The sequence below is a fragment of the Corynebacterium sp. HMSC074C01 genome (assembly GCF_001814605.1).
Lineage (GTDB): Bacteria > Actinomycetota > Actinomycetes > Mycobacteriales > Mycobacteriaceae > Corynebacterium.
Genome location: NZ_KV817281.1, coordinates 1 through 26,072, shown reverse-complemented (window position 1 = coordinate 26,072; position 26,072 = coordinate 1). Strand labels below are relative to the sequence as shown.

At 63.5% G+C, this 26,072-nt stretch carries 23 protein-coding genes; 11 read left to right on the top strand and 12 right to left on the bottom strand.

The annotated features are described in order from the left end of the window. Nucleotides 1–9 precede the first annotated feature (9 nt). The gene (locus HMPREF2978_RS08015) at nt 10–1,257 is read right to left on the bottom strand and encodes a DNA polymerase III subunit delta' (RefSeq protein ID WP_083298997.1); all 1,248 of its coding nucleotides are present in this window, start codon (nt 1,255–1,257) and stop codon (nt 10–12) included. On the opposite strand from HMPREF2978_RS08015, the gene HMPREF2978_RS08010 reads away from it, so the two are divergent. Both HMPREF2978_RS08010 and HMPREF2978_RS08005 read left to right on the top strand, forming a co-directional pair. Then, nucleotides 1,256–2,788, top strand: a complete 1,533-nt coding sequence (locus HMPREF2978_RS08010; RefSeq protein WP_070744919.1) for an adenylate/guanylate cyclase domain-containing protein — start codon at nt 1,256–1,258, stop codon at nt 2,786–2,788. The two genes, HMPREF2978_RS08015 and HMPREF2978_RS08010, sit on opposite strands and share 2 nt — an antisense overlap. A gap of 33 nt (nt 2,789–2,821) precedes the next feature. After that, entirely contained in the window at nt 2,822–4,186 is a 1,365-nt protein-coding gene (locus HMPREF2978_RS08005) for a DUF418 domain-containing protein (protein WP_246818744.1), read from the top strand. 544 nt (nt 4,187–4,730) lie between these two features. Here the strand turns inward: HMPREF2978_RS08005 and topA are convergent. Beyond that, complete coding sequence (topA, locus tag HMPREF2978_RS08000; RefSeq protein WP_070744916.1) at nt 4,731–7,649, bottom strand: type I DNA topoisomerase; 2,919 nt, start codon at nt 7,647–7,649, stop codon at nt 4,731–4,733. Nucleotides 7,650–7,851: 202 nt separating this feature from the next. Here topA and HMPREF2978_RS07995 point away from each other — a divergent pair, with 202 nt between their 5' ends. Next, the gene (locus tag HMPREF2978_RS07995) at nt 7,852–8,445 is read left to right on the top strand and encodes a DedA family protein (RefSeq protein ID WP_371326364.1); all 594 of its coding nucleotides are present in this window, start codon (nt 7,852–7,854) and stop codon (nt 8,443–8,445) included. On the opposite strand, the gene HMPREF2978_RS07990 is transcribed toward HMPREF2978_RS07995, so the two are convergent. Beyond that, a complete protein-coding gene (locus tag HMPREF2978_RS07990; RefSeq protein WP_010189920.1) occupies nt 8,442–8,645 on the bottom strand; it encodes a cold-shock protein in 204 nt (67 codons plus the stop codon). The two genes, HMPREF2978_RS07995 and HMPREF2978_RS07990, sit on opposite strands and share 4 nt — an antisense overlap. A gap of 91 nt (nt 8,646–8,736) precedes the next feature. Here HMPREF2978_RS07990 and HMPREF2978_RS07985 point away from each other — a divergent pair, with 91 nt between their 5' ends. Continuing rightward, nucleotides 8,737–11,109 (top strand): DEAD/DEAH box helicase, encoded by a 2,373-nt coding sequence (locus HMPREF2978_RS07985; RefSeq protein WP_070744913.1) that lies wholly within the window; start codon nt 8,737–8,739, stop codon nt 11,107–11,109. Here the strand turns inward: HMPREF2978_RS07985 and HMPREF2978_RS07980 are convergent. From HMPREF2978_RS07980 to HMPREF2978_RS12840, 8 genes are all read right to left on the bottom strand, one after another. Then, nucleotides 11,106–11,450, bottom strand: a complete 345-nt coding sequence (locus tag HMPREF2978_RS07980; protein WP_070527722.1) for an Rv3654c family TadE-like protein — start codon at nt 11,448–11,450, stop codon at nt 11,106–11,108. The genes HMPREF2978_RS07985 and HMPREF2978_RS07980 overlap by 4 nt on opposite strands. Beyond that, entirely contained in the window at nt 11,447–11,770 is a 324-nt protein-coding gene (locus HMPREF2978_RS07975) for a hypothetical protein (protein WP_070527725.1), read from the bottom strand. Before HMPREF2978_RS07975 ends, HMPREF2978_RS07980 begins: the two co-directional genes overlap by 4 nt. Further along, nucleotides 11,770–11,958, bottom strand: a complete 189-nt coding sequence (locus HMPREF2978_RS07970; RefSeq protein ID WP_010189925.1) for a DUF4244 domain-containing protein — start codon at nt 11,956–11,958, stop codon at nt 11,770–11,772. The genes HMPREF2978_RS07975 and HMPREF2978_RS07970 overlap by 1 nt, the downstream gene beginning before the upstream one ends. A 91-nt stretch (nt 11,959–12,049) precedes the next feature. Then, nucleotides 12,050–12,607, bottom strand: a complete 558-nt coding sequence (locus HMPREF2978_RS07965; RefSeq protein WP_070744911.1) for a type II secretion system F family protein — start codon at nt 12,605–12,607, stop codon at nt 12,050–12,052. Then, on the bottom strand, nt 12,607–13,356 hold the full coding sequence (locus HMPREF2978_RS07960) for a type II secretion system F family protein (protein WP_070527731.1): 750 nt from the start codon (nt 13,354–13,356) through the stop codon (nt 12,607–12,609). Before HMPREF2978_RS07960 ends, HMPREF2978_RS07965 begins: the two co-directional genes overlap by 1 nt. Beyond that, nucleotides 13,353–14,489: a TadA family conjugal transfer-associated ATPase gene (locus tag HMPREF2978_RS07955; RefSeq protein ID WP_070527737.1), complete on the bottom strand. Its 1,137-nt coding sequence runs from the start codon at nt 14,487–14,489 to the stop codon at nt 13,353–13,355. The genes HMPREF2978_RS07960 and HMPREF2978_RS07955 overlap by 4 nt, the downstream gene beginning before the upstream one ends. Further along, nucleotides 14,486–15,502: a septum site-determining protein Ssd gene (ssd, locus tag HMPREF2978_RS07950; protein WP_070527740.1), complete on the bottom strand. Its 1,017-nt coding sequence runs from the start codon at nt 15,500–15,502 to the stop codon at nt 14,486–14,488. Before ssd ends, HMPREF2978_RS07955 begins: the two co-directional genes overlap by 4 nt. A gap of 336 nt (nt 15,503–15,838) precedes the next feature. Next, nucleotides 15,839–16,639: a DUF3800 domain-containing protein gene (locus HMPREF2978_RS12840; protein WP_141761414.1), complete on the bottom strand. Its 801-nt coding sequence runs from the start codon at nt 16,637–16,639 to the stop codon at nt 15,839–15,841. Nucleotides 16,640–16,970: 331 nt separating this feature from the next. On the opposite strand from HMPREF2978_RS12840, the gene HMPREF2978_RS07945 reads away from it, so the two are divergent. Then, the gene (locus tag HMPREF2978_RS07945) at nt 16,971–17,786 is read left to right on the top strand and encodes an HAD family hydrolase (RefSeq protein ID WP_070744909.1); all 816 of its coding nucleotides are present in this window, start codon (nt 16,971–16,973) and stop codon (nt 17,784–17,786) included. On the opposite strand, the gene HMPREF2978_RS07940 is transcribed toward HMPREF2978_RS07945, so the two are convergent. Beyond that, nucleotides 17,783–18,472: an oxidoreductase gene (locus HMPREF2978_RS07940; RefSeq protein ID WP_070744907.1), complete on the bottom strand. Its 690-nt coding sequence runs from the start codon at nt 18,470–18,472 to the stop codon at nt 17,783–17,785. The two genes, HMPREF2978_RS07945 and HMPREF2978_RS07940, sit on opposite strands and share 4 nt — an antisense overlap. 104 nt (nt 18,473–18,576) lie before the next feature. Here HMPREF2978_RS07940 and HMPREF2978_RS07935 point away from each other — a divergent pair, with 104 nt between their 5' ends. The 6 genes from HMPREF2978_RS07935 to HMPREF2978_RS07910 all read left to right on the top strand — a co-directional run bounded on the left by HMPREF2978_RS07935 (nt 18,577) and on the right by HMPREF2978_RS07910 (nt 25,683). Then, a complete protein-coding gene (locus HMPREF2978_RS07935; protein WP_070527749.1) occupies nt 18,577–19,071 on the top strand; it encodes a phage holin family protein in 495 nt (164 codons plus the stop codon). Between the two features lie 89 nt (nt 19,072–19,160). After that, the gene (locus tag HMPREF2978_RS07930) at nt 19,161–20,063 is read left to right on the top strand and encodes an alpha/beta fold hydrolase (protein ID WP_070744905.1); all 903 of its coding nucleotides are present in this window, start codon (nt 19,161–19,163) and stop codon (nt 20,061–20,063) included. Nucleotides 20,064–20,285: 222 nt separating this feature from the next. Then, complete coding sequence (locus tag HMPREF2978_RS07925; RefSeq protein WP_070527755.1) at nt 20,286–21,881, top strand: peptide ABC transporter substrate-binding protein; 1,596 nt, start codon at nt 20,286–20,288, stop codon at nt 21,879–21,881. 211 nt (nt 21,882–22,092) lie between these two features. Beyond that, nucleotides 22,093–23,019: an ABC transporter permease gene (locus tag HMPREF2978_RS07920; RefSeq protein ID WP_070744903.1), complete on the top strand. Its 927-nt coding sequence runs from the start codon at nt 22,093–22,095 to the stop codon at nt 23,017–23,019. Further along, nucleotides 23,012–23,971, top strand: a complete 960-nt coding sequence (locus tag HMPREF2978_RS07915) for an ABC transporter permease (RefSeq protein ID WP_070527758.1) — start codon at nt 23,012–23,014, stop codon at nt 23,969–23,971. The genes HMPREF2978_RS07920 and HMPREF2978_RS07915 overlap by 8 nt, the downstream gene beginning before the upstream one ends. Beyond that, entirely contained in the window at nt 23,971–25,683 is a 1,713-nt protein-coding gene (locus HMPREF2978_RS07910; RefSeq protein ID WP_070744901.1) for an ABC transporter ATP-binding protein, read from the top strand. Before HMPREF2978_RS07915 ends, HMPREF2978_RS07910 begins: the two co-directional genes overlap by 1 nt. Nucleotides 25,684–26,072 lie beyond the last annotated feature (389 nt).

The window sequence follows — 26,072 nt, the reverse complement described above, 5'->3', positions numbered from 1 at the left end:
ACCCGCAGGTTAGCGCGCGCCACAGGCCAGACGCAGGCGGCCCACCATGCCGTCGAAAGCCACCTGCGGGGTGACGTTCTGCGGCAGCTGCTCGCGGCAGGTACGGATGGCGGACTGAGCTGCCAGCAAGCCATCTTCGCTCACGCGCTGGGCAAGTTCACCGGCTAGGCCCGCGAAGTCCGGGTGGGTCATCTCCACCTCAGCGCCGACTTTCAGCATGAGCGCATCGCGGTAGATGCCGGCGAGATCCACGAGGGCGATGTCGAGGCCGTCGGAGATGCGTCGTTTAGCGCGCTTCTTGTGGAGCTCCTCCAGGTCCTTCAGGGCACTGCGGGCGTCGCGCTGCGCCTTCGTCGCGCCCTTGCCCTTGGCACCAACGCCGAAGGATTGCTCAATCTTGGAGCGCTCCGCCTCCTCCGCCGCCGCGTGGGAGTCCTTGGCTTCCTTCTCAATGAACTTCAGTAGCGCTGTGACGGATTGAAAGGCCTGGGAGCCGTGGAAGACGTCCTCGGCCAGGTTGATGGCCATGGCGCGGCGCTTCTGCGCGGCGGGTTCGTTGACCAGGTGCCGCGCACGGCCCACGTGGCGCAGGGTGGTCACGGCGGCTAGGCGCGCGTCATCCTCGCTGGCGCCTTCGGCGACGAGCTGCTTAACGACGCCATCCACACTCGGCGCCGGAATATATAGGTGGCGGCAGCGCGAGCGCAGCGTGACCGAGAAATCCTCTGGATCCTCCGAGGGCGCCACCATGATGATGACGGTGCGCTCCGGGGGCTCCTCCACGGTTTTGAGCAACGCGTTGGCGGCCTCGTTGCGCAGGCGGTCGGCTTTGTTGAAGATGACCACGCGCCACGGCGCCACGCTCGGCAGGCTGGCCGCGCGCCCAATGACCTCGCGGGCCTCGCCAACGGTGATGAACTGCTCCTGCGGGTCCACGTAAACCAAGTCGGTGTGCTCCTGCTTGTCCAGGACGCTCCGGCAGGAGGGGCAGCGCCCGCAGCCGGGGTTGCCGTTCTCGTCGGCAGAAGTGCACATGAGTGCTGCGGCGAAGCATTGCGCGGCCAGTGAGCGGCCAGCACCGGGAGGCCCAGTAAACAGCCAGGAGTGGCTCATCGCTCGCGAGTCGCCTTCACCGCGAGCCGCGCGGGCAGCACTGAGGATGGTGTGGGCGACGGAGGGGGCGTCGGCAAGCCTTTCTGCAACGCTTGATGTAATCACTCGCCCTAGTCTACTGGGATAACTAAAGTGTGTAACCATGAATAGACTGATGCGTGGCGCCCGCTGGTTATGGGGTACTCAATGGCCGATGTACGCCGCGCTCGTCCTTGGAGCCAACATCATCGGCGCCATCGCGATCATGACCTTCGTGGTCTTCTTTCTCCCCATGCCGGAGATCTCCGACTTCATCGCCCACACGCCCCACCTGTGGACCTACGGCACGCTGTTCGTGACCTTTGCGGTCATCATCGGCATAGCGGTAACACTTCGACTGTTCAGGCCGGTGTTGGACTGGCAACGCAGCCCCGATGACCATGATCCCAACATGGTGCGCAACCTGGTCCTGCGCATCCCGCTCTACCAAGCCGGGGTGGCCGCGGGCGTGTGGCTGCTGGGCATCATCTTGGCGGTGGTGCTGGCAGGGCAGCACTCGGCGCGGCTGGCCATCGTCGTGGGCGTGTCTGCGTCGCTGGCCGGTGGCCTCATCGTGCTGTTGACGTATTTGCAGGCGGAACGCCTCGTGCGTCCCGTGGCGGCAGAAGCCGTGGCCCGGCGCTTTGAGGATTCCACCCTGGAGCCGCCGATTAAGTACCGGCTGCTTTCCACCTGGATGATGACCTCCGGCATCCCGCTCATCGGCATCGTGCTTGTCCTCATGGGCCAACAGGCAGGCCTGTTTAGCCCGGAGACCTCAGACATCATGCCGGCCATTGTTGCGCTGACCGTTACCGCGCTGGGCACCGGGCTCATGGGCACCATGTTCGCGATGATGAGCGTGGTCGATCCCATCATTGAGCTGCAGGACGCCATCAACCGCGTGCGCCGCGGCGAGAGTGACGTCCAGGTGGACATCTACGACGGCTCCGAGCTCGGCGTTCTTCAGGCCGGTTTCAACGAAATGATGCGTGGCCTGCGTGAGCGCCAGCGCGTGCGCGATATTTTCGGCCGCTATGTCGGTGCCGAGGTGGCCCAGCGTGCCTTGGAGGAACGCCCGGAGCTAGGCGGCGAGGACCGCAAGGTAGCGGTGCTGTTTATCGACGTCATTGGGTCCACCACCTTCGCCGTCAACCACACCCCGGAAGAAGTGGTGGAGGAGCTCAACAAGTTCTTCGAGCACGTGGTTGAGGTGGTACACCGCAACAAGGGCATCATCAACAAGTTCCAGGGCGACGCCGCCCTGGCCGTTTTCGGTGCCCCGCTGACGGTCTACGACGCCAACTCCATGGCCTTACACGCCGCCCGCGAACTTCGCCAGGAGCTACGCGGGTTGCGGCTGCAGGCGGGCATCGGCGTGGCGGCGGGCCACGTGGTGGCCGGCCACATTGGTGGCGCGGATCGGTTCGAGTACACCGTCATTGGTGATGCCGTCAACGAGGCCGCGCGTCTCACCGAACTGGCCAAGGACACACCGGGCCAGGTGCTCACCAACTCCGCCACGCTGCGCGGCGCCAACGAGGCGGAGCAAGCGCGCTGGACGCTCATGAAGTCTATTGAGCTGCGCGGGCGCCGCCGCATGACGCAGCTGGCACGTCCGATTCGCCCGACGCTGGCGGAGCGTGCCCTCGGATAAATAAGTCTTTGTAATTCTGGTAGCTTCGGGGCCATGCCTCATCAGCCCCATCCGCCACGCCAGAACTCGAGTCCTCGCCTCCTCGTCCCCGACGTCGCCCGCGGCATGGCCCTGTTGGGCATTGCGCTGGCAAACGTCTGCACCGCGTGGATTATGAACGACGGCGATGGTCCCGATGCTTATTTCGGCGGCGTCGAGACCGTTGCGGACAAGATCTACGTGGTCTTTTCCGCCATGTTCGTGCATGTGCGCGGCCTGCCGATGTTCTCCACGCTTCTCGGCTTTGGCGTGGGGCTTATCGCGATGAGCTTGTGGCGCCGCGGCTTCCCACTGCGGCGCGCGCAGGCCGTGTTGGCTAAGCGCTACGGGTTCTTGGCCCTGTTTGGTGTCCTGCACTGCCTCTTCCTCTTTTCCGGCGACATTATGCTGCTCTACGGCGCGATGGGCATGCTCATCGCGCTGCTGCTTTCTTTCACCGACAAGCTCCTCATGCGCGTGGCCTATGGGCTTTGTGCGCTGCTGGTTGTGTCGGGCATCGGAATGGGTATTGGGGCCGCGTTCATCGATACCTCAGATTTCGATTTCAGCGGTTTTAGCGCCGCCGAGTCCTATTGGGAGCTGCTGGGTGAGCAGGCCATCATGGTCGGCGCCCAACTAATGTCCATCCCTCTAACGGGCGCCATGGTTCTTCCGGTCATGCTTGTGGGCTTCGTGTGGGCGCGCCGCGGCACCCTGGCCGGGGGTCATCAACGCGAGCTGTGGACATGGACCATTTTGGCCCTAGCCATTATCCTCTTTCTCGGCCTGCCCTGGGGCTTGTCGACGATTGGAGTGCTGGATCCAGCACTAGCGGATCCCCTCAACGCGGCGAATAGCTGCATCGGTATGCTCACCGGGCCGGGCATCGTGGCGGCGGCGACACTTGCCCTAGAACCCCTGCAACGCCGCGGCGCGCGCCCGTGGTTCCTGTGGCCGCTGATTGCGCTGGGCAAGCGTTCCATGACCGGCTACGTGCTGCAGTCCGTGTTCTTCCTGGCGCTGGTTTACCCCTTCACCCTCAACATTGGGCCAGAGTTCAGCGCCGCAGGCCAGGCAGCGCTGGCCGCCGGCGTGTGGCTGGCCACGCTTCTCATTGCCTGCGCGCTCGAGGCCGCAGGCAAGCCCGGCCCCTTCGAATGGGTGCACCGACGCTTGTCCTATGGCAAGACGATGCGCCCGGAATTAGGTGCGGCGTCTAACCGCGGCTCTTCCGTGCCAGGCCATCCACCAGCAGCACCAGGCCTACCGTCTGGGCCGCCGACTGCGCCGCATCCAGGACTCGGCCACGCAGGCCCGCATCCTGGCGCTGCTCAGCCGGGTTCAGGACCGTCAGCGCCTCAGAGGCCAGAAGCAGGTTAGCGCCGTGGCTCAGGCCCTGCGTAGATTCGGCAGCACGCAGGGCTGGGTCACCGGCTAGCGCGGAGAGCGCAGCCGCCGGGATTCCGGCGATAGCCGTGGCGAAACGCTCGCCTCGGGCGCGCGAAAGCGCAAGGCCCGCGGCCCACGCGCCGGCGCGCAGGCCCCAACCCAGCGCATCGTTGCGCGCACCGCGCAACGCCCATGCGAAGGCAGCGTATTGCACGCTGACACACGTCACGCCGAACGTTGTTGGCTCACCGCGCTTGGCGGCTTGGCCCAGCGAAGCGGCGATAAGCCCCACGCGGGTCTCCGAGGCGCAGTCCGGGCGCAGGGCCAACAGCACGGGTACAGCGGCGGTCGTGGCCGTGCCGAGCGTGCGCCAGTTAAACAGGCGTGACCAGACAGCAGTCTCCCCCACAGCGAGCGCGCCGAGGGTGAGGTGATCGCGGCCAGTAAAGGCCGGGCCCACCGCGCGCAGGAGAGCCTCAGCGCCCTCCTGGGTGCGAGCCAGCATGTCGCGGGCGAAGCTGGTCTTCATATCCTGCTACTTCCTGCGCGATCCGGCCTTGACCACGTTCTTCGTGCCCGGCGAAGGCTTCTTCGTCGCCTTCTTGCTCGACTTCTTCGTGGCCTTCTTGGTCGACTTCTTAGTGCTCTTCTTCGTCGACTTCTTCGCACCTCCGTTCGCTGCGTCCTTGGCGCGGCGCTCGGAGAGGAGCTCGTTCGCGCGGGCGTCGGTAAGCTGCTCCGGATCGTCGCCACGGCGCAGCGAGGCATTCGTGGTGCCGTCGGTGACGTACGGGCCAAAACGGCCGTCCTTAACCGTCATCGGCTTGCCGGAAACATCGTTGTCACCCAGCTGCTTAATCGGCGGCTGTGCGGCCGCGCGGCCACGGCGCTTCGGCTCCGCGTAGATGCGGCGCGCCTCATCCAAGGTGATGGAGAAGATCTGCTCCTCCTTGGCCAAGGAACGGGAATCCTTGCCCTTCTTCAGGTACGGGCCATAGCGGCCGTTCTGCGCGGTGATGACCTCCCCATCCGAGGGATCCACGCCCACCTCACGCGGCAGGCTCAGCAGCTTCAGTGCTTCCTCCAGCGTGACGCTGGACGGCTCCATCGAAGCAAAGAGCGAGGCTGTGCCCGGCTTCAGCTTCTCTTCGACGTACTCGGCAATGCGCTTTTCCTTCTGCTTCGCCGCGGTCTTGGTCTCCCAGTTCTTGGCGCGCTTACCCTCGGCCGCGCGCTGGGCGTCCTCCGCGGCGCGCTCTTCCTTGACGATCTCCTCGGCTTCGGCCTCGGCCTTCTCGCGCTCGTCATCACGCACCTGCTCGGTCACGTACGGGCCGAAGCGGCCCTCCTTGGCCACGATGGTGCGTCCATTCTCCGGGTTCTGGCCCAGCTCGCGCCCGCCCTGCGGGGTGGCAAAGAGCTTCTCCGCTAGGGCCTCATTGAGCTCATCCGGGGTGACGGTCTCCGAGAGGTTGGCGCGCTGGTACTCCACCGTGCCGTCCTCGTTGGTGCCCACGGCGCGCTCGATATACGGCCCATAGCGGCCCACGCGCACGAAGACATCGCGGCCTTCCGCGTCGGTGTACAGGCGCAGGGAGTTGACCTGGCGGGCATCGATGGCCTCCAGGTTGATGTCCACCAGGGACTTCAGGCCGCCGTGGCGAGCGATGGACGCAGCCTTACGCTCGCCGGCCTCAGTATTGCCGAAGTAGAAGTTATTCAGCCAATCCGTGCCGTTCTCCGAACCGGCGGCAATGGCATCGAGCTCATCCTCCATGGAGGAGGTGAAGTCATAATCCACCAGCTCGGTGAAGTTATTCTCCAGCAGGCCTACCACTGCGAAGGCAACCCACGAGGGCACCAGGGCGTTGCCGCGGGAGAGCACGTAACCGCGGTCCTGGATGGTTTTGATGATGGAGGCGTACGTCGACGGGCGCCCAATGCCCAAATCTTCCATCTTCTTGACCAGGCTGGCTTCGGTATAGCGTGCCGGCGGGTTGGTGGAGTGGCCGTCGGCAGTAACCGCAGCGGTCTTCAGCGTGTCGCCCTCGTTGAGGTGTGGCAGGCGCGACTCTCCCTTCGAGTCCTTCGCCGCCACGTCCTCGTAGGCCTTGAGAAAGCCCGGGAAGGTAATCGTGCGGCCGGTCGCGGAGAAGTCGGCGTCGTGGCCGCCGGCGTTGACGGCCGCGGTCACCTTCATCGAGGTTCCCTTGGCATCGGCCATCTGGGAAGCCACGGTGCGCTTCCAAATCAACTCGTAGAGCTTGTACTCCTCGGCGTCGAGCTGGCCGGCCAGCTGGCCCGGGGTGGCAAAACGCTCGCCGGCGGGACGGATGGCCTCGTGGGCCTCCTGGGAGTTCTTCACCTTGCGGTCATACCGGCGCGGCCCATCTGAGACGAACTCAGCGCCAAAGATGGAGGAGGCAGCCTCACGGGCAGCGTCCAGCCCCTGCTTGGACAGGGAAGTCGAGTCGGTACGCATATAGGTGATGTGACCGTTCTCGTAGAGGCGCTGCGCAATGCGCATCGTGCGCTCCGAGGTGTAGTGCAGGCGGCGGCCGGCCTCCTGCTGCAGAGTCGACGTCATAAACGGCGCGGAAGGCTTGCGCGAATAAGGCTTGTGCTCGACACTAGCCACGGTCATGGTGGAGCCTTCCAGCGCGCTGGCCAGCTGCTCCGCCTGGGCCTGCTTGACGACGACCACCTCGTCGCTCTTCAACTGACCCTTATCGTTGAAGTCGCGGCCCGCGGCCACGCGCTTGCCGTCGAGGGCGCTCAGGCGCGCGTCGAAGTCCGGCGTGGACTTCAGCGTTGCCGTAAGATCCCAGTACTCGGCGGGGATGAACGCCATGCGCTCGCGCTCGCGCTCGACGATGACGCGGGTAGCCACCGACTGCACGCGGCCAGCCGACAGGCGCGGCATGACCTTCTTCCACAGCACCGGGGAAACCTCGTAACCGTAGAGGCGGTCCAGGATGCGGCGGGTTTCCTGGGCGTCGATGAGGTTCTCATCGAGCTCACGGGTGTTTTCCGCGGCCTCCAGGATGGCGGACTTGGTGATCTCGTTGAAGACCATGCGGCGCACCGGCACCTTGGGCTTGAGAACCTCGAGCAGGTGCCAGGCAATGGCCTCGCCCTCGCGGTCGGGGTCTGTTGCGAGGTAGAGCTGGTCGCATTCCTTCAGTTTGGCTTTAAGATCAGCGACCTTCTTCTTCTTGTCCTGACTGATGACGTACAGCGGGGTGAAGTTATCCTCCGGGTTAACACCGAGGCGTGCCCAGGATTCCTTCTTATATTTGGCGGGGACGTCGGCGGCGCCGCGGGGAAGGTCCCGGATGTGGCCGACGGAGGCCTCAACAATGTACTTATCGCCGAGGTAAGGCTGAATCTTCTTCGCCTTGGTTGCTGACTCGACGATGACCAGGGTCTTCCCCGGGCCGGTAGCTTCTGCCACTTCGACTTCATCCCTTCCGATGGCTAGTCCTCTGCTGGGGCAATTGCCCCTAGAGTACACAGATAGAGGTTCACTCTAGTTATTCAGGCCAGTACACGTCCACACAACCGGGGGTCTATACTGGCCGTCCGAGGATTCGCCTCACAGTACACAACAGGGAGACAGCGTGATTGCGTCTATTACTGCATGGTTCGAGGTCATCATGGCCACACAGTGGATTTATCCGCTGGTGGGTTCGCTGATTTTCCTCGACTGCTTCTTCCCCGTTTTGCCTTCGGAGGTTCCCCTCAACATGGTGGGCGCCTGGTCTGGCTCCCAAGGTTTCCCCCACCTTCCCACCATGTTTTTCGTCGCCATGGTTGCCGCCATTTTGGGGGATAACTTGTGCTTCCTCCTGGGAACGCGGCTCATCACCCTTATTAATAGAGCCCAAAAGGGCACAAAGGCCTACGACGCCTTAACGTGGGTCAAGCGCAATATTCGGCGCAGCGGCGGCGCGGCGATCATCATTGCTCGCTTCATCCCCTCGGCCCGGCTGTTTATGACGATTCTCCTGGGCTCCATGCGCTACCCCTGGCCGCTATTTTTCTTTTTCGACACCTTCGGTGTCCTGTTGTGGGTGGCACAGGCGCTAGCCATTGGTTATCTCGGCGGTGTGGCCTTCTCCGGCTCGCCTGCGATAGCCATGCTCATTTCCATCATCGCCGCCGTCATCATCGGCTTCGGCCTGCAAAAAGGGCAGAATAAGCTGCTGGAATGGTGGGATACCCGGCGCGGCTATGCCGAATCCCCCTAAACCACCTCGACGTTGGTGGCCTGCTGGCCTTTAGCGTCTTCCCCAATCTCAAAGGAGACGCGCTGGTTATCTTCGAGGGTACGGAAGCCCGTTCCTTGGATTTCGGTGTAGTGCACGAAGATATCGCCGGAGCCGTCCTCCTGCTCAATGAAGCCATAACCTTTTTCGGCGTTGAAGAACTTGACGGTACCGTATGCCATGATGAGTTGTCCTTTGTGGGAATAAAGTAGTGCAAACTAGTGCACCAGTGTGCCACGTTTGGGCACCTACAGCAGATTAGTGGAGGCAAGCGTGAGTGAGAACCCTCTGGGTGAGGAGCTCGTCGAGCACCTTGTTGAGCGTTTCCCCGAATCCGAGCTAACGCACTCCACCACCCTGCCCGCCCAGCCCGCGCGCTATGCCGAGTGGCCCGAGTGGGTCCTGCCGGAGTTGCGGGCGGCGCTGGAGGAGCGAGGCGTCGCCAAGCTCTATGCCCACCAGGTCGCTGTGGCACAGGCCGCGTGGGAGGGGCGCGACGTCGTGGTCTCCACCGGCACGAGTTCCGGAAAGTCGCTGGGCTATCGTTTGCCCATCCTGTCCCGCCTGGCGCAGGACTCAACCGCGTGCGCGCTCTACATCACGCCGACGAAGGCGCTGGGTTCGGACCAGCTGCGCGCGGTGCTGGAGCTCACGCAGGGCATCGCCGCGCTTCACGACGTCCACCCCGCCCCCTACGACGGCGATACCCCCACCGAAGCCCGTGCCGGCATCCGCGATCAGGCGCGGTTCATCTTTTCCAACCCGGACATGATTCATTCTTCTCTGCTGGGCGCGCACCAGCGGTGGGCGCGGGTGCTACGGCATTTGAAGTTCATCGTGATTGATGAGGCGCATGCCTACCGCGGGGTTTTCGGGGCGAACGTGGCTCTGGTGATGCGGCGTTTGTTGCGGCTGTGCAAGCACTATGGCTCGCGGCCGGTGGTGATTGCGGCTTCGGCGACCATGCGGGATCCCGCCCGGCATGCCGCGCGGCTGACGGGGCGCGAAGTGCTCGCGGTGACCGACGATGGCGCGCCGACGGGTGCGCGGACAGTCGCGCTGTGGGAGCCGGGCTTCATGGAGGGCATCGAGGGCCAAAACGGCGCCCCCGTGCGCCGCGCCGCCACAACGGAGGCGGCCTGGATGATGGCCTCGCTGGTAGCGCAGGGCGCGCGGACGTTGACCTTTGTGCGCTCGCGGCGCGCGGCAGAGACCACCGCGCTGCGGGCAGCAGAAGAGCTCTCCGGGAGGCTGGGCCGGCCGGATTTCGCGCGCCGGATTGCCGCCTACCGCGCGGGGTATCTGGCCGAGGACCGGCGCGCGCTGGAGCAGGCGCTGGACGATGGCTCCCTGCTCGGCGTGGCCACCACGTCTGCTTTGGAGCTAGGCATCGACGTCGGCGGCCTCGATGCCGTGGTCACCGCCGGGTTCCCGGGTACCGTCGCTAGCTTCTGGCAGCAGGCCGGACGCGCGGGCCGCCGCGGCCAGGGCTCGCTGGTGGTTTTGGTGGCCCGCGATGAGCCGATGGACACCTACCTGGTTCACCACCCAGAGGCACTGTTGGGCCGGCCGGTGGAGGCCAGCGTGTTCAACCCAGCTAACCCCTATATCCTGGCCGGGCACGTGTACTGCGCGGCGGTGGAGAAACCGTTGTCTGATGCCGACGTGGCCGCCTTCCGCGCCGAATCCGTGGTCCACGACCTAGCCCAGCAAGGCTTGCTGCGCCGGCGCCCGCAGGGCTGGTTCGCCGCTCCCCTGCCCGCTGGCTCCAGCGAGCTCACCCCGGAGACCGCGCACACGGCAGTCTCGCTGCGGGGTGGCTCGGGCGAGGAGGTCATGATTGTGGATTCCTCCGATGGCCGCCTGCTGGGCACCATCGATTCAGCCCGCGCGGTAAGCCAGGTGCATCCCGGCGCGGTGTATCTGCACCGTGGCGAGAGCTTCGTCATCGAGGAACTTCACCTCGGCGGAGGCGATGGTTCGGCGTCCGCCGAACCGGGCGTGGCCCTCGCCGTGCCGAAGTCCCCGGACTACACCACGCAGCCGAAGTCCACGACGGATATCCGCATCCTGCGCGAGGCCGATGACCTAGTGAACTACGCCCCCGGCCTGTGGGTGGCCAGCCTGGAGGTGGAGGTGACCGACAAGGTCACCGGCTACCAGGTGCGGCTTCCCGATGGCTCCGTGGGCGAGGATATCCCCCTTGACCTGCCGGAGCAGCGCCTGGTGACCCGGGCGGTGGCCTACACCATCGATCCGCTGGCACTCGCAGCGATGGGAGTCACCGCCGGGCGCACCCCGGGCACCCTCCATGCAGCAGAGCACGCCGCCATTGGGTTGTTGCCGCTCATTGCCACCTGCGACCGCTGGGACATTGGTGGCGTGTCCACCGCGCAGCATGCCGATACGGGCTTGCCCACGGTCTTCGTCTACGACGGCCACCCCGGCGGTGCTGGCTTCGCCGAGGAAGGTTTCCGGCGCTTCCCCGAGTGGATCAAAGCCACCTTCGAGGCCGTGCGCTCCTGCCCTTGCGAATCCGGCTGCCCGTCGTGCGTGCAATCCCCCAAGTGCGGCAACGGCAACAACCCTCTGGACAAGGCAGGCGCTGTGGCCCTCCTCGGCGCACTGGTCACCATGACCTCTTAGACCGGACCGGCGCGGGCAACGGCGCTGCGCCCGCGCAGCCGGGCAGTGACCTCAACGTCGCGCCCATCGATGTCGCAGGAGCCGAGTTCCGCGCCGTTGAGCGCGGCGATCTCTGTGGCCTTCGTGCAGGCGTCCCTGCCCTTGGCCACCTCCCACGCACCGGCCACCGCGGCGAGGTCCGCCGCCACCTGCGCTTCGTGCCGCGCCACAACGAGCGAAGCAACTGCCGCGACTGCCAACAACAGAGACGCCACTGCAGCGATGATCCCGGCGGTGACGACGGTGGCATAGCCCTCCTCCCCCGCCAGGATCCTTCCCCAGCTGCGCCGACGACGCCTCATGGCTGCGCCCCGTTGTTCCCACCGGCTGCCATCTCCGCGGGAAACACCGCCTGCGCGCGCATGGTCCCCAGCGGTGCCGGCACGGCGGCCTCAGCGGTCATAAGCCCGGAGCCTTCGCTTAAGCTGACCGTCACTCCATCGCGCTGAAAGTCCACACCGATGGCAGCAGAGCGAGCCGCAGCGCCCGCAGCATCAACGGCAGCGAGGTGAGCCGACAACGTGGCGATGCCACCCACGATTCCCACAGCAACGATGACGAGCGCGGACAGTGACAATGCCGCCTCGATGGTGACGGAGCCGGCGTCATCAAGCGCGCGCATTAGCCTGGGGTGTTGGACAGGGCGTCGGTGATGATGGAGGTAATGGCGCTGGTGACTTCGCCACCGTTGACCACGGCATAGAGCACCGCAGCAAGCGCCGCGGCCGCGAGCGAACCCATGGCGTACTCAATCGTGGACATACCATCATCATTCGCTAATAGTGACTGGTAGTTTACCTTTTTCTGCATGATATACCTAGCTTTCTTTTCTTGTGTTTATGAAGGTTGCGTGTACTGAGTTGGTGAGTGGTTAGTTAAGCGGTTATTGGAATGAACTGCCCTAGAAGAGTTGCTGGCCCAAGCTGATAAGGACAGGTATCAACCCAAGGACCAGGAATGCGGGAAGGAAACACACCGCTAGCGGTGCTGCAATGAACACGCCAGCGCGCTCCGCCCGCGCGGTAGCTTGCGCCGAGGCTTCGGCACGCAGCTGCGCCACCAACCGGTGGCACCCCGTAGCCATAGCCGCACCCGATTCGCCAGACAGCTGCGTAAGCCGCACTAGTTCTTCCAAATGCGGTTGACTGGCCAGCGCCGACCATGCCGAACTCATGGGCACCCCCACCCCGATGAGAGCGGCCGCCTCCGACCACTGCGGCGAGGCTTCGGCGACAGCTAGCACGGCACTGCGCGTGGAGAGACCGGCCTCCAGGCACGCGGCGAAGAGCTCCAGGTCGCTGGCAGCATCGAGCGGACTATAGTCCGTTTCGGGACCATCACGCGGCGTCTTCGGACGCGGTGTGCGTGAGCCAGACTGGGCTATTCGTCCAGACGGTGCAGCAGAGGTAACAGCGAATGCCGCAGCCATGAATGCAGCGGAGATATACGTCAAGACCATCACTGCGCCGCCCTTCGCAGAATGAGACGCGACCAAGCAAAGCCGGCGCAGACGAGGGCCACGCCGATGTCGAGAAGCACGCCCCCAAGGCCACCGCCGAGCAAGAACCCCAAGGAATCCGCGCCCATCGCCCCACCCATAAGGATGCCCGCCAGCGGCAGGGACGCCAGGATGACCGCGGTGGCCTGTGGCCCTTGCAAGGAGGCCGCGGTCTCACCGGCATGGCGGCGCGCGGTATCCAGCTGACTTTGAGCCTGCTCGATGAGGTTCGCCAACGCCACGCCATGGCGTCCCGAGAGCGTGAGCAGCGCTGCATAGCGGGCAACCTCCGGTGCATTGAGAGCAACCGCAGGCGAACCTCCTTGTGCCGCGAGACCCGCAGCCGTGATCAACGCGGCGCGGAGGTTCTCCGGGGTGGAGTCAGGAAGAGCGTCGGCGCCCCGGCGAAGCGCGCCCGCCGTTGTCGATCCCGCCCGCAGCTCGGCGGCAACAGAACCGAAGTAGGAGGCGAGCGCCTCCGCGCCACGGCGCTCGCGCCGGGACGCCGCCAGGTCATTGGCAAACCACAGCGCACAAACCACAATGCAGCCCACCGCCACCACGACAGTGGGCCTGCCGAAGAAGACACAGCACCCGACCCCGAGAAAGACAGCCGCGGGTGCCAACGAGCGAGGCTTCGGCGATTCCAGCCGCGTCACCGAAGGCGGCTGCGAGAGCAAACACGCCGCCGCGAGGAATAGCCACATCATGGTTCCACCCCCAGCCGCGAACACAGCTGCGCAAACCCGGGAAGCGGACCGTCTTCGGCCGTCCACACCAGCTGCGGTGTAACCGGGTTTCCCTCCAGCACACCGAGGTGCGCTAGCCGACGCCCCTCCGGCGTGCGCTCCATCCCGAGGACCACGTGCACGGCGGCCGCCAGCTGCGAATGCAGTGCTACGCGGTCGAGTCCGCCGAGAGCGGCGAGGGCCTCCATGCGGGCGGGCACTTCATCAACAGAGTTTGCGTGCACGGTGCCCGCACCACCATCGTGCCCGGTGTTGAGCGCGGCAAGCAGTTCCACGACCTCCGCGCCGCGGATTTCGCCAACGACGATGCGGTCCGGGCGCATGCGTAGCGCTTGGCGGAGCAGGAGCGACATGGAGATCTCGCCGCGCCCTTCCGCGTTGGCCCGGCGCGATACCAGGGTCACAACGTGCGGGTGATTAGGCGAAAGCTCCGGGGTGTCCTCGATGATGAGCAAGCGTTCGGTAGCGGGCACACACCCCAGCAAGGCTGCGAGCAACGTCGTCTTTCCTGAGCCTGTCCCTCCCGTAACCAGGAAGGACGCCCGCCGCTCAACCACGGCGCGCAGGACGTGCTCCAGGCTGGAATCAATGCTGCCACTAGCTATCAGTTCCTCCAGGCTGGTTTGGGCCTGACGCAACACACGAAGGCTGATGCAGGTTCCGCTTGCCGAGGGAGGAGCAAGCAGCGCGTGGAGGCGAATCCTCGTTCCGTCGGGGCGGGTCAGGCGCCCATCGGCAAAAGGTTGCGCATCATCCAACCGCACGCCCGCCACCGCAGCCAGCCGGGTGGCCAGTTGGCGAACCTCGGTGTCGTCGGCAAAGCCAATATCGCGCGGCTGCAAACCCTGCCCGCAATCGACGAAACAGGAATCGGGGCCATTGACAACGACATCGGTCAGCCCCGGCAGCGACAGGACCGGCTCCAATAATCCCAAGCCCACGGAATCGTGGCGCAGGCGCTGCAGAAGGTCGAGCACATCGACATCGCTGATGACTCCAGCCTCCTGGCGAATGCGCCGCGCCAAAGCAGGGGCGTCGTGGGCCAGCTGTGGCTCGGAGGCCACGATGGTGCGCATCGTATCGATCAGGTTCATGCCACGGCCTCCCACATCTGGCGCGCGGCACGCGCAAGGGCCCGGGGCAGCTGGCTCGGCAGCCCACTGGTTTCTACCGTGCGCGTCAGGCCACGGATGGTGGGCAACTCAGCGATGGGATCCGCGTGAGTCACCGTGGCAATATCGCTGGCATCCAGGCCCGCCCACTGGCGGTTGCGCACGACGACGGAGCACTCCTGCGGCCGGGCGCGAAGTTCAGCTACTAGCTGCGCGCAGGCAGCGGCCGCCCGCACCTCAGCGGCAGTAAGCACCACCACGTGATCCGCCGCATCGGGGATATCCCACGGCGGGCAATCCACCACCACGGTCCCCGGGTATAAACACGCAGCTTGCATAATGGCCGCGCGCCGGGCGCTACTCATCTGAACCACCTCTACGCTGGATGACCTCGCAGCCGAGAGAACCGCGATGCCATCCGGGGTAGCGGGCAAAGCACGGACAAGGTCTGCTGCATCAACCGAACCAGTCCCCGCGGCAAGATCCGGCCACCGCGCGCCGGGCTTGTTCTCAATTCCGGTGAGCAAATCGAGGCCGCCGGAATAAGGGCTCGCATCAACGAGGAGATCCGCGCCCGCCTCGCGGGCCAGCGCCACCGCCACCGTTGATGCACCCAAACCTCCGGCGGAGCCGGTCACCGCCAGGGTTAAGCCGGTAGACACGGTGGTCTCCGGAGTGGCGTCTGCTGCTAGTGCGCCCAGGAGCTCTTTCGATTGGGCGGGCACAATGAAGGCGGCAGTCGCGCGGCAGCACAGCGCAGCCTCATAATCGATGGGCCCCGGATCCAGCGCCAAGAAATACACCCTCGGATGCCCCGCCACGAGACGAGCCGTCAGCGAATCAGCCAAGACGGCATCCGCCTTGGGCAGGTGCCGGGAGAAGTCCCGTGGGTCCTCCACGGTGCTCACTTCCGCAGTACTGGCGGCTGCCGCGGATGCCGCCTCTGCTCGCAGCGTGGAATCCCCAACAGCGATAACTAGGTGAAACGTGCTCATGCCTGAAGCATGCGCGAGCGCACCAACCGCGCGCTAGGGCTTCCTCACCACCTGTGGATAACTTCGCCATTGTGGCGTCTTTCGCCCCTATTTTGCTGACGCTTGAACAAAATTACCGGGGCTCACGTACCAAAACTCACAGGAAACCGTGCTTCCACAATGTCCTCAGAATCGGGTTAAGGGTCAAAAGCAAATACCCCCGAGCCACGCTCGAGGGTATCGCAATAAGTGCGGTAAAGAATGGCTTGGTTAGCCATAAAACTCGGGTAGTAAGTCTGAGACTCGGCCCGAGGAGCGCTTGCTTTTAGCCTGCGGCTATGGCGTTCAGCGCCTCACCTAAGAGTATCGTTGGCGCTTCAATTCTGTCAATGACCTCTCATGGCTTGTCTCAATCTTCAAAAGTGGTGTACGGCAGTCACCAAAATGACTCTCGCCTAATGCGGCCGCAATACCCTTCGAAAGCCGGGCCTTTGGCGAACGATCTTCCAAGAAAGCCTCCAACCCCACGTCTTCGATCTTTTTTCGCGCATGGAAAACCGAACTAGCAAGCAGATCTGCCACCTGTAGTGCCGGACAAGTCCGAGAATCCAGACTAACGGCCGTTGCAAACCGCTTATTTCCAAATCGATTGTTGAGAGAGTTCACTAGTGTGTCTCCGTAGGAAACCCCTACTGGGACATCAATGTGGTCGAGCATTACCACCCCAACTTCACGACGAGTAACCAGCCCCCGCAGCAGCCGATCTGTCGCGAACAAATGCCCTTGCCACTGTTCTCGACTACTCCACGGATCGAAATGCCTCTTGTCCAAAACAAAAGCTCCGAACGTGCACCCCGAGCTTATCGCTGCTCGAAAAATATCAAGCAAAATCGGTTCAGAGTGCTTAGTAACTTTCGAGAACTTAATCTCGTCAGCCTTTGTGAAGTTATTCCGCTCACGACATGCCTTAATCTCCCGCGAAAGGAAATCAGGATCCTTCGTGCGCACAGCCGCAACAACGAAATGCTTACCCAACGTGCCTTTACTTCCGGCTTCATCTACAAAGTAGACGGCACTTTCTGCAGCAAGCGGCAAACTCACCTGAGGAGGACCTGAACCCTTTTGGTGAGAAGAAGAATGTGCTTGATAGCTTGTCACAGCTGAGAGTATATCGCCGTGCTAGGACATCAAATATGTCTCAGCTCAATGGCCACAGGCGAGCCCGGTTTTTTGAAAAAGGTGATGGCCCGCGCCTCGGGGGGGTGTGCGCGGGCCATCGGTAACCCGGCATCGGGGGGTGCGCCGGGGCAGGCCGCACTGTATATCGGGGCCTTGCACCTGACATTATGACATGCGAAAGAAGAGATGACAACAGCGAAATCCAACATTCCTTGAGTTTTCTGGCAATATGTTTGCGCACTCCCGATTCTTCCTGCTAAGAGGCTACGATGAGCAGGGTAACTCGCACACTAACGGCAGGCCTTCCTCGATGACCGGTACCCCTTTCCCCACCGACGGCACCACCCGCGCGGCCGCGTTTTTCGACTTGGACAAAACGATCATTGCCACATCCTCGGCCTATGCCTTCGGCCGCGAGTTCATGCACAACGGGCTCATTACGCATGCGGAGGCACTCCAGCTGTCTTTAGCCAAGGCCAGCTATATGCTCGCCGGCCACAGCAGCGAGCACATGGACACCACCCGCGATCAGCTCGCCGCCATGGCCACCGGCTGGTCCGTTCAGGAGGTCCACGACATCGCGGTAGAGACCATGCACACTGTGGTCACCCCCGCCATTTATGCGGAGGCACGCGCGCTTATCGACGCCCACCGCGCCGCCGGCCACGAGGTGGTGATCATCTCGGCGTCGGCAAGCGTGCTAGTCAAGCCCATCGCACAGGAACTGGGCATCGAGCACGTCGTGGCCACCGAGCTTGCCGAGGAAGACGGCCGGTTCACCGGGGAGATCCTGTTTTATTGCAAAGGTGCGGCGAAGGCCGAGGCCTTGGCGCGCATTGCTCAGGAGCTCAACGTCGACCCCGACGCGTCCTTTGCCTATTCCGATTCCGCCACAGACATCCCGATGCTGGAGCAGGTTGGCCACCCCGTTGCCGTGAACCCGGACCGCCTGTTGAAGAAGCACGCCATCGCCCACGACTGGGAAATCCGCACGTTCAAACACCCCGTTCCGCTCTTCACCGCACCCAGCGCCCGCGAATTCGGTATCGGCTCGGCGGTCGTGGCCGGCATCGCAGCCTTAGTGGTCGGCGGAATTTTATTTGCACGCCAGCAGCTGCGCGATTAAGCCGCTTGCGCGATGCCGTCGGCTTCGCGGGCGCCGGCTTCCCAGGCGTCGAGAAGCAGCGTGATGAGTGCCGCCGGATCCTGGCCATAGGTGTCCAGTGCCGCGCGGTAGTCCGCGCGATGACGGTTAAGAAAGGTCTCGGGCACGGCGAAACCCCGCGGATCGAAGCCGGTATGGATGGCGGCGGTGCGCGCGGCGACGAGCGCCACGGCGGTGCTGCGCGCACCGAAGAGCGAGCGCGCGGCGATCTCCGCGTGCACCACCACCGGCAACAAACGGTCGAAGTCTACGCCGGCCCCGCGCGTGATGAGCTGCGCCAGTGCCTGCGCCACCGCCGGATTCTGATCCGGATGCCCCACGCCGCTCGCCGCAATATCGATGCTGGCCAAGACCTGCAGCGGGGCCCGCGCGAAGGTGCGCACCGTGGCCGCCTGTTTTTCTGGAGCGAGCAAGGAATAGGCGCTGACTGCGGGCGGGATACTGTGTGCGTCGAGCGGCGCACCGTCGATCGCCGCGGCCGCCCGCGCACCGCGCAACAGCGACTCGGAAGAAATAACGTCAAACTTGCGCAAGCCCGCGGGCCGGCGGTGTACGCGCGCTATCGCTGCGGCGGCAGAAGCAGCTTTATCCTCCACCCCAGAAAGGGACATCAGCGGGGTCAGCGGGTCAGAATGCGGCATACCCATTACAATAACGCCGTACCCACTTTGCGGGCCGCACCACATGAACTCTGAAAAGTTCATTACTATGGCCGATATAGATTGCGACAAAACAGTAGGAGTATTAAACCGTGAGCAACGACGGACTATTCACTGACGGGTCCAACAAGTTCGCCCCGAAGGTAGACGGCATTCCCTTGAGCGATGCGGATACCTCCCGCCGTGGCGAAGCATCCATCGGCCAGCTCGTATCCAACGCCACCGAGCAGATGTCCCAGCTGGTTCGCTCCGAGGTCGAGTTGGCTAAGACCGAGCTCGCTGCTTCTGCCAAGAAGGGTGGCATCGGCGCGGGCATGTTCGGTGTGGCTGGCACCGTGGCGCTGTATAGCTCCTTCTTCTTTTTCTTCTTCCTGGCGGAACTGCTGGCCGTATGGCTCGACCGCTGGGCGGCCTTCCTGATTGTCTTCCTCATTATGGTTGTCTTGGCCGCCGTCGTGGCCTTTATCGGATTCAAGCAGGTCAAGCAGGTCAAGGCCCCGGAGAAGACCATCGAGTCAACGAAGGAACTCAAGAAGCTGGTTCCGGGTAAGGCTGAAAAGTCCATCGAGCGTGGCCTGTACACCTAAACCTTTAAGGTCCTTTTAACTCTCCCGCCCCGAGCACATGCGTTCGGGGCGGATTTCGTCTGCGCACCCTTCCCACGAAAGGCCCGCCTATGAATCCCCTACCGCCCTCCGTAGTGGAGCTTGACGGCCCCTTTGAGCACGAGTTCTTGCACACGCGCGGCATCCGCCTGCACGCCGCCACCGCTGGCGACCCGGATGACCCGCTGGTGCTGTTGCTCCATGGTTCTTTCGGCGGGTGGTTCGACTTCCGGAATGTCATTGCCCCGCTTGCCGCCGCCGGATTCCACGTCGCCGCCCTCGACATGCGTGGCTTTGGCATGTCCGATAAACCGCCGCTCGAACCCGGCCAAGATATCCGCGTGGCGGTTGGTGATGTCAGCGGTGCCATCCGCGCACTGGGTCACGACGATGCCTACCTGGTCGGCACGGATACCGGCGGTGCGGTGGCATGGGCGCTGGCCACCGAGCGGCCCGAACGGGTACGCGGACTGGTCTCCGTATCGGCGGCACACCCGGCAGATTTGCGCCGCGCCATCGCCGCGCGCCCCTGGGATTTCGGATGGGTGCTCCTGCGCGCGGCCTTGTGCCGACTGGGAAAGACTGGCGCCCCGAGCCTCCTACTGAGAGAGTCCACGTACCTCCGGGAGATGGATCTCGACGCCCTCGGTTCCTTCAGCGGCGCTGAGCGCGAGGAGGCCCTGCGCCTGCGCGTGACGTCGTCACGCATAGGAAATGTCCGCCGGGGAATCATCTGGAACCACCGACTGCGTACCGCCGTGGTTCCGCTGAGTTGGCTTGACCTCACCGTGCAATCCCCGACGCTGTTCATTCATGCCGATCAGATGCTGTGGCGGCCAGTTGCGCGGCGGGCGGCGCGGCGCTGCCGTGGGGGTTTCACCGCCACCACTATCCCCGGGTCCAAGAACCTGCCCTATCTTGAGAACCCGCATGGTTTTACTCAGACCATTATCCAATGGTTGCGAGATAGGTAACATTCACCGCCCTCCGTGCCCCACCCCTCTCAGGGGGATGGGGACTTTTTTAATTCGTTGACAAAACCGCAGGTTAAGAAAGAATACCTACCGCCCTATAGCTTTTATCACAGGACATATTTTTCAATTCCTTGTATATGAGACGAGCCACGCGGTAGCTTCATATAAAACCAACATCACAGGTTTTCTACATCTTTCGCACCACGGAGGTCTAAGCCCTACATGACGCTCAAGAAGACACTCGCTGCTCTCTCTGTCGCTACCCTGCCGCTCACCCTCGCGGCCTGTGGTGGCGACAACTCCGGTTCGGACTCTGCTTCCGGCTCTGGTGATGGCATCGTCACCGTCAACGGCTCCGAGCCGCAGAACCCACTAATCCCGGCCAACACCAACGAGGTCGGCGGCGGACGCATTGTCGATTCCATCTACGCTGGCCTGGTCTACTACGACGGCGATGGCGAAGCCCAGAACGAGCTGGCTGAATCCATCGAGCCGAATGACGACAACACTGAGTTCACCGTCAAGCTCAAGGAATCCACGTTCTCCGACGGCTCCCCGGTCACTGCCAATAACTTCGTGGACGCCTGGAACTACGCCGTGGCCAACGACCAGCTCAACGCATCCTTCTTTGCCAACATCAAGGGCTTCGAGGAAGGCGTCGAAAAGATGGAGGGCCTCAAGGTCGTCGACGACCACACCTTCACCATCGCCCTGAACAGCCCGGAGCAGGACTTCCCGGCACAGTTGGGCTACTCCGCGTTCTACCCGCTGCACGAGTCGGCCCTGGAAGACATGGATGCCTTCGGCCAGAACCCGATTGGCAACGGCCCGTACAAGCTGACCGAGTGGAACCACAACCAGGACGCCACCGTCGTTCCGAATGAGGAGTACAAGGGTGGCCAGACCCCGCAGAATGACGGCATCAAGTTCGTCTTCTACGCCTCCCAGGACGCCGCTTACGCCGATCTGCTCTCGGGCAACCTCGACGTTCTCGACGCCGTTCCGGACTCCGCTTTCGATGTCTACGACGCCGACCTCGGCGACCGTGCAGTGAACCAGCCGACTGCTATCTTCCAGTCCTTCACCTTGGGCGAGAACCTCGAGCACTACTCCGGCGAGGAAGGCGTGCTGCGTCGCCAAGCCATCTCCTATGCCATCAACCGCGAGGAGATCACGGACACCATCTTCAAGGGCACCCGCACCCCGGCCAAGGACTTCACCTCCCCGGTTATGCCGGGCTACTCCGAGGACATCAAGGGCAATGAGGTCCTGAAGTATGACCCGGAAAAGGCCAAGGAGCTGTGGGCTGAGGCTGACAAGCTCAACAAGTGGGATAACCCGACCCTGGAGATTGCCTACAACTCCGACGGCGGCCACAAGAGCTGGGTGGATGCAACCACCAACTCCATCAAGAACACCCTCGGCATCGAGGCAGTTGGCGCTCCGTACCCGGACTTCAAGTCCCTGCGCGATGAGGTGACCAACCGCACCATCAAGTCCGCCTTCCGCACCGGCTGGCAGGCAGACTACCCAAGCCAGGCTAACTTCCTCTCCCCGCTGTACAGGACCAACGGTTCCTCCAACGACGGTGACTACACCAACCCGGAGTTTGACAAGCTTCTCGACGAAGCCCTGACCTCCTCTTCCGAGGAAGACGCCATCAAGAAGTACACCGAGGCCCAGGAAGTCCTGTTCAAGGATCTGCCGGCTATCCCGCTGTGGTACTCCAACGCCACCGGTGGCTACTCCGAGAACGTCAACAATGTCGTCTTCTCCTGGAAGTCCCAGCCGGTGTACTACAACATCACCAAGAAGTAACGCCAGCCTCTAGCTACTTCGCACGACCCCCGCAACCTCTGTGGAGCGGGGGTCGCCCCACGTTTTCACCCCCGAAGTGTGATTAGAAACGCGCTATAGATTTCTCGAAGCGTGGGATCACACATTAAAATTCTTCTAAGCTTTGACCTGCGTCCCGAAATCCGGAGAACGCTGGCAAGCACCTGCCCCACAACGAGTAAAGGACCACACTATGCTGCGCTATATCGGGCGCCGAGTGCTCCAGATGATTCCGGTGTTCTTCGGAGCTACCTTGCTCATCTACGCGCTCGTCTTCTTGATGCCCGGCGATCCTGTCGAAGCCCTTGGCGGTGACCGCGGCCTTACCGAGGCTGCCCGCGCCCGCATTGAGGCGGAATACAACCTCGACAAGCCGTTCATCATTCAGTATCTGCTCTATATCAAGGGCATCTTCATGCTGGACTTCGGCACGACCTTCTCCGGTGTCCCCGTAACCCAGGTGATGGCCAACGCCTTCCCCGTCACGGTGAAACTGACCGTCATGGCCATCATCTTTGAATCCGTCTTCGGCATCCTCTTCGGCGTCTTCGCCGGTATGCGCCGCGGCGGTTTCTTCGATTCCACCGTGCTGGTCATCTCCTTGCTCGTCATCGCCGTGCCCTCCTTCGTCATCGGCTTCGTCTTCCAGTACATCGTGGGCATCAAGTGGGGTGTCCTGCCGGTCACCGTCGGCGCTAACGCCACGGTGAAGTCCCTCCTCATGCCGGCCATGGTGCTCGGCGCGCTCTCCTTGGCGTATGTCATCCGCCTGACCCGCCAGTCCGTGGCGGAGAACCTGCGCGCCGACTACGTGCGCACCGCCCGCGCCAAAGGCCTCTCCAACGGCGCGGTGACCCGCCGCCACGTGCTGCGTAACTCGCTGATTCCCGTGGCCACCTTCATCGGCGCCGACATCGGTGCGCTCATGACCGGCGCCATCGTGACCGAGGGCATCTTCGGCATCAACGGCGTCGGCGGCACCATGTACCAGGCCATCCTGCGTGGTGAGCCGACCACAATCGTCTCCTTCACCACGGTATTGGTGATCATCTACATCATCGCCAACCTGCTCGTTGACCTCCTGTACGCCGTACTTGATCCGAGGATCCGCTATGCCTAATTTCGAGAAAACCACTCCCTATCCGGGCCAAGAGCACTTCGTCTCGGAAACCGATGAAACGGGTCTCGGCGCGGTCGATGCCGTCAAGGACGAGTCCGCGCCTTCCTCCCAGTGGGGCGAGGCATGGCGCTACCTGCGCCGTCGCCCGCTGTTCTGGGTTGCCGCCGTCATGATCCTCGTGGCCGTCCTCCTGGCCATCGCACCGGGTCTCTTTACTAGCACTGACCCACGCCTGTGCGAGCTGTCCAAGTCCCTCGCCCCCGCCGAGCCAGGCCACCCCTTCGGCTTCAACCGCCAAGGCTGCGATATCTACGCCCGCGTGATCTACGGTGCGCGCGCGTCGGTAGCCGTCGGCATCCTCACCACGCTGCTCGTCGTGGTGCTTGGTTCCATGATCGGTGCTATCGCCGGCTTCTTCGGCGGCTGGATCGACTCTGTTCTCTCCCGCATCACCGACATCTTCTTCGCCATCCCGCTGGTGCTCGCCGCCATCGTAGTCATGCAGATGTTCAAGGAGCACCGCACCATCGTCACGGTGGTCTTGGTGCTCGGCCTCTTCGGCTGGGTCTCCATCGCCCGCATCACCCGCGGCGCGGTGGTCTCCATCAAGAACGAGGAATTCGTGCAATCCGCGCGCTCCATTGGTGCGTCGAGCTGGCGCATCTTGTTCAGCCACATTCTGCCGAACGCGGCCGCGCCCATCATCTCCTACGCCACCGTGGCGCTGGGCACCTACATCGTCGCCGAGGCCACCCTGTCCTTCCTGGGCATCGGCTTGCCGCCGACGTTCGTGTCCTGGGGCGGAGACATCTCCGACGCGCAGGCTTCCCTGCGTGTTGCCCCGGCAGTCCTGTTCTACCCGGCAGGTGCTTTGGGCCTGACCGTGTTGAGCTTCATCATGATGGGTGACGTCGTCCGCGATGCACTCGATCCGAAGGCGAGGAAGCGTTAATGACTAAGCCACTTCTTGAAATGAAGGACGTCCACATCTCCTTCACCACGTCCACCGGCGTGGTTGAGGCAGTGCGTGGCGTCAACATGTCCATTTACCCGGGCCAGTCCGTGGCCATCGTGGGCGAGTCCGGTTCCGGTAAGTCCACCACGGCGATGTCCATCCTGGGTCTGCTGCCGGGCACAGGCAAGATCACCGGCGGCCAGATCCTCTTTGAGGGCGAAGACATCACTCACTACAACAACAAGCAATTCGAATCGCTGCGCGGTGACAAGATTGGCTTGGTCCCGCAGGATCCGATGTCCAACCTCAACCCAGTGTGGCGCATCGGCACGCAGGTTGAGGAGTCTCTCAAGGCCAACCACGTGGTGGAGGGCTCCAAGCGTCACGAACGCGTGGTGGAGCTTCTGGAGGAAGCCGGGCTTCCCGACGCCGAGCGGCGCGCCAAGCAGTACCCCCACGAGTTTTCTGGTGGTATGCGCCAGCGCGCGCTCATCGCGATCGGCCTGGCAGCACGCCCGAAGTTGCTCATCGCCGACGAGCCCACCTCCGCCCTCGACGTGACGGTGCAGAAGACCATCCTGGATCACCTGGAGCATCTCACCGAGGAGCTGGGTAACGCGGTGCTCTTCATTACCCACGACCTCGGTCTGGCAGCCGAGCGCGCGGAGCACCTCATCGTGATGCACCGCGGCCGCATCGTCGAGTCCGGCCCGTCACGTGAGATTCTGCGCTCCCCGCAGCACCCCTACACGCGCCGGCTTGTCGACGCCGCCCCCTCCCTCGCCTCCTCCCGCATCCGCGCGGCCAAGGAAGCTGGTGTGGAGGCCAAGGAGCTGAAGTCGGGTGAGGCGATCGGCGCCGCCGTCGAGCCTGGCTCCACCGCTGCAGGTTCATCTTCCGCGGCTCAGGCCCCGGTCATCTCGGTGCGCAACCTCACCAAGGAATTCGATATCCGCGGCCAGCGCGGCGGCAAGAAGCTCCTCAAAGCTGTCGACGATGTTTCCTTCGACATCCGCCGCGGCACCACCCTGGCGCTGGTGGGTGAGTCCGGCTCCGGCAAGTCCACGGTAGCCAACATGGTGTTGGGCCTGCTGGAGCCGACCTCCGGCACCATCGAATTCGAAGGCCGCGATACCTCGAAGCTATCGAAGCAGGAACTCTTCAAGCTCCGCCGCAAGATGCAGGTGGTTTTCCAGAACCCTTATGGCTCGCTGGATCCGATGTACTCGATTTATAAGTGCATCGAGGAACCCATGGCGCTGCACAAGGTGGGCTCGCGCAAAGAACGTGAGGCCCGCGTGGCCGAGCTTCTCGACATGGTCTCCATGCCCCGCTCCGCCATGCGCCGCTACCCCAACGAGCTCTCCGGTGGCCAGCGCCAGCGTATCGCCATTGCCCGCGCGCTGGCACTGCGCCCGGAGGTCATCGTCCTCGATGAGGCCGTCTCCGCGCTCGACGTGCTGGTGCAGAACCAGATCATCCAGCTCCTCGCGGAGCTGCAGTCGGAGCTCAGCCTGTCCTACCTCTTCATTACCCACGACCTCGCGGTGGTCCGCCAGACAGCCGACGACGTGGTGGTCATGAAGAAGGGCCAGGCCGTCGAGCAGGGCACCGCCGACGACATCTTCGACAACCCCCAGCAGGACTACACCCGCAACCTCATCAACTCGGTTCCGGGTATGCACCTGGAAATCGGCACCGGCCACTAGCTCACACGCACCACCCACGCCGCCTAACCCGTCAGCCTTCATCCGGCTGGCGGGTTTCGCCTTTAAGGGGGCTCGCTCTTTAAGGGCTAAGCGTCCCGTTGCTCCTAATGCATCCGACGGCAGGCGAATCGCTACCAGGATCCCCGATTTCCCCGCGCACCATGCTGCGGTTCGCGGAGATCACCGATATGCCCGTCAACCATCTTTCGGTTGGCGGGGCCGGTGGTTGGCGCTGTCCTCTCTGTGTTTGGGACACTAACTGCTGTCAGGTGGTGGGTCTGGTGGTTGTCCTGCTTGTTCGGCGGCGAGTCTGGCTACTGCTTCTTGGTATTCCGGCATTGCTGTAATCGGCGCACCCCAGGGTGGGATGAAGCTGACTCCGGTGTTGA

Excerpts from the sequence above, each read along its gene's own strand:
- HMPREF2978_RS08010 (WP_070744919.1), top strand. The coding sequence starts at position 1,256 with ATGAATAGACTGATGCGTGGCGCCCGCTGGTTATGGGGTACTCAATGG.
- HMPREF2978_RS08015 (WP_083298997.1), bottom strand. The coding sequence starts at position 1,257 with ATGGTTACACACTTTAGTTATCCCAGTAGACTAGGGCGAGTGATTACA.
- HMPREF2978_RS08005 (WP_246818744.1), top strand. The coding sequence starts at position 2,822 with ATGCCTCATCAGCCCCATCCGCCACGCCAGAACTCGAGTCCTCGCCTC.
- HMPREF2978_RS07995 (WP_371326364.1), top strand. The coding sequence starts at position 7,852 with ATGGCCACACAGTGGATTTATCCGCTGGTGGGTTCGCTGATTTTCCTC.
- HMPREF2978_RS07990 (WP_010189920.1), bottom strand. The coding sequence starts at position 8,645 with ATGGCATACGGTACCGTCAAGTTCTTCAACGCCGAAAAAGGTTATGGC.
- HMPREF2978_RS07980 (WP_070527722.1), bottom strand. The coding sequence starts at position 11,450 with ATGAGGCGTCGTCGGCGCAGCTGGGGAAGGATCCTGGCGGGGGAGGAG.
- HMPREF2978_RS07975 (WP_070527725.1), bottom strand. The coding sequence starts at position 11,770 with ATGCGCGCGCTTGATGACGCCGGCTCCGTCACCATCGAGGCGGCATTG.
- HMPREF2978_RS07970 (WP_010189925.1), bottom strand. The coding sequence starts at position 11,958 with ATGCAGAAAAAGGTAAACTACCAGTCACTATTAGCGAATGATGATGGT.
- HMPREF2978_RS07965 (WP_070744911.1), bottom strand. The coding sequence starts at position 12,607 with ATGGTCTTGACGTATATCTCCGCTGCATTCATGGCTGCGGCATTCGCT.
- HMPREF2978_RS07960 (WP_070527731.1), bottom strand. The coding sequence starts at position 13,356 with ATGATGTGGCTATTCCTCGCGGCGGCGTGTTTGCTCTCGCAGCCGCCT.
- HMPREF2978_RS07955 (WP_070527737.1), bottom strand. The coding sequence starts at position 14,489 with ATGAACCTGATCGATACGATGCGCACCATCGTGGCCTCCGAGCCACAG.
- ssd (WP_070527740.1), bottom strand. The coding sequence starts at position 15,502 with ATGAGCACGTTTCACCTAGTTATCGCTGTTGGGGATTCCACGCTGCGA.
- HMPREF2978_RS07945 (WP_070744909.1), top strand. The coding sequence starts at position 16,971 with ATGACCGGTACCCCTTTCCCCACCGACGGCACCACCCGCGCGGCCGCG.
- HMPREF2978_RS07940 (WP_070744907.1), bottom strand. The coding sequence starts at position 18,472 with ATGGGTATGCCGCATTCTGACCCGCTGACCCCGCTGATGTCCCTTTCT.
- HMPREF2978_RS07930 (WP_070744905.1), top strand. The coding sequence starts at position 19,161 with ATGAATCCCCTACCGCCCTCCGTAGTGGAGCTTGACGGCCCCTTTGAG.
- HMPREF2978_RS07925 (WP_070527755.1), top strand. The coding sequence starts at position 20,286 with ATGACGCTCAAGAAGACACTCGCTGCTCTCTCTGTCGCTACCCTGCCG.
- HMPREF2978_RS07920 (WP_070744903.1), top strand. The coding sequence starts at position 22,093 with ATGCTGCGCTATATCGGGCGCCGAGTGCTCCAGATGATTCCGGTGTTC.
- HMPREF2978_RS07915 (WP_070527758.1), top strand. The coding sequence starts at position 23,012 with ATGCCTAATTTCGAGAAAACCACTCCCTATCCGGGCCAAGAGCACTTC.
- HMPREF2978_RS07910 (WP_070744901.1), top strand. The coding sequence starts at position 23,971 with ATGACTAAGCCACTTCTTGAAATGAAGGACGTCCACATCTCCTTCACC.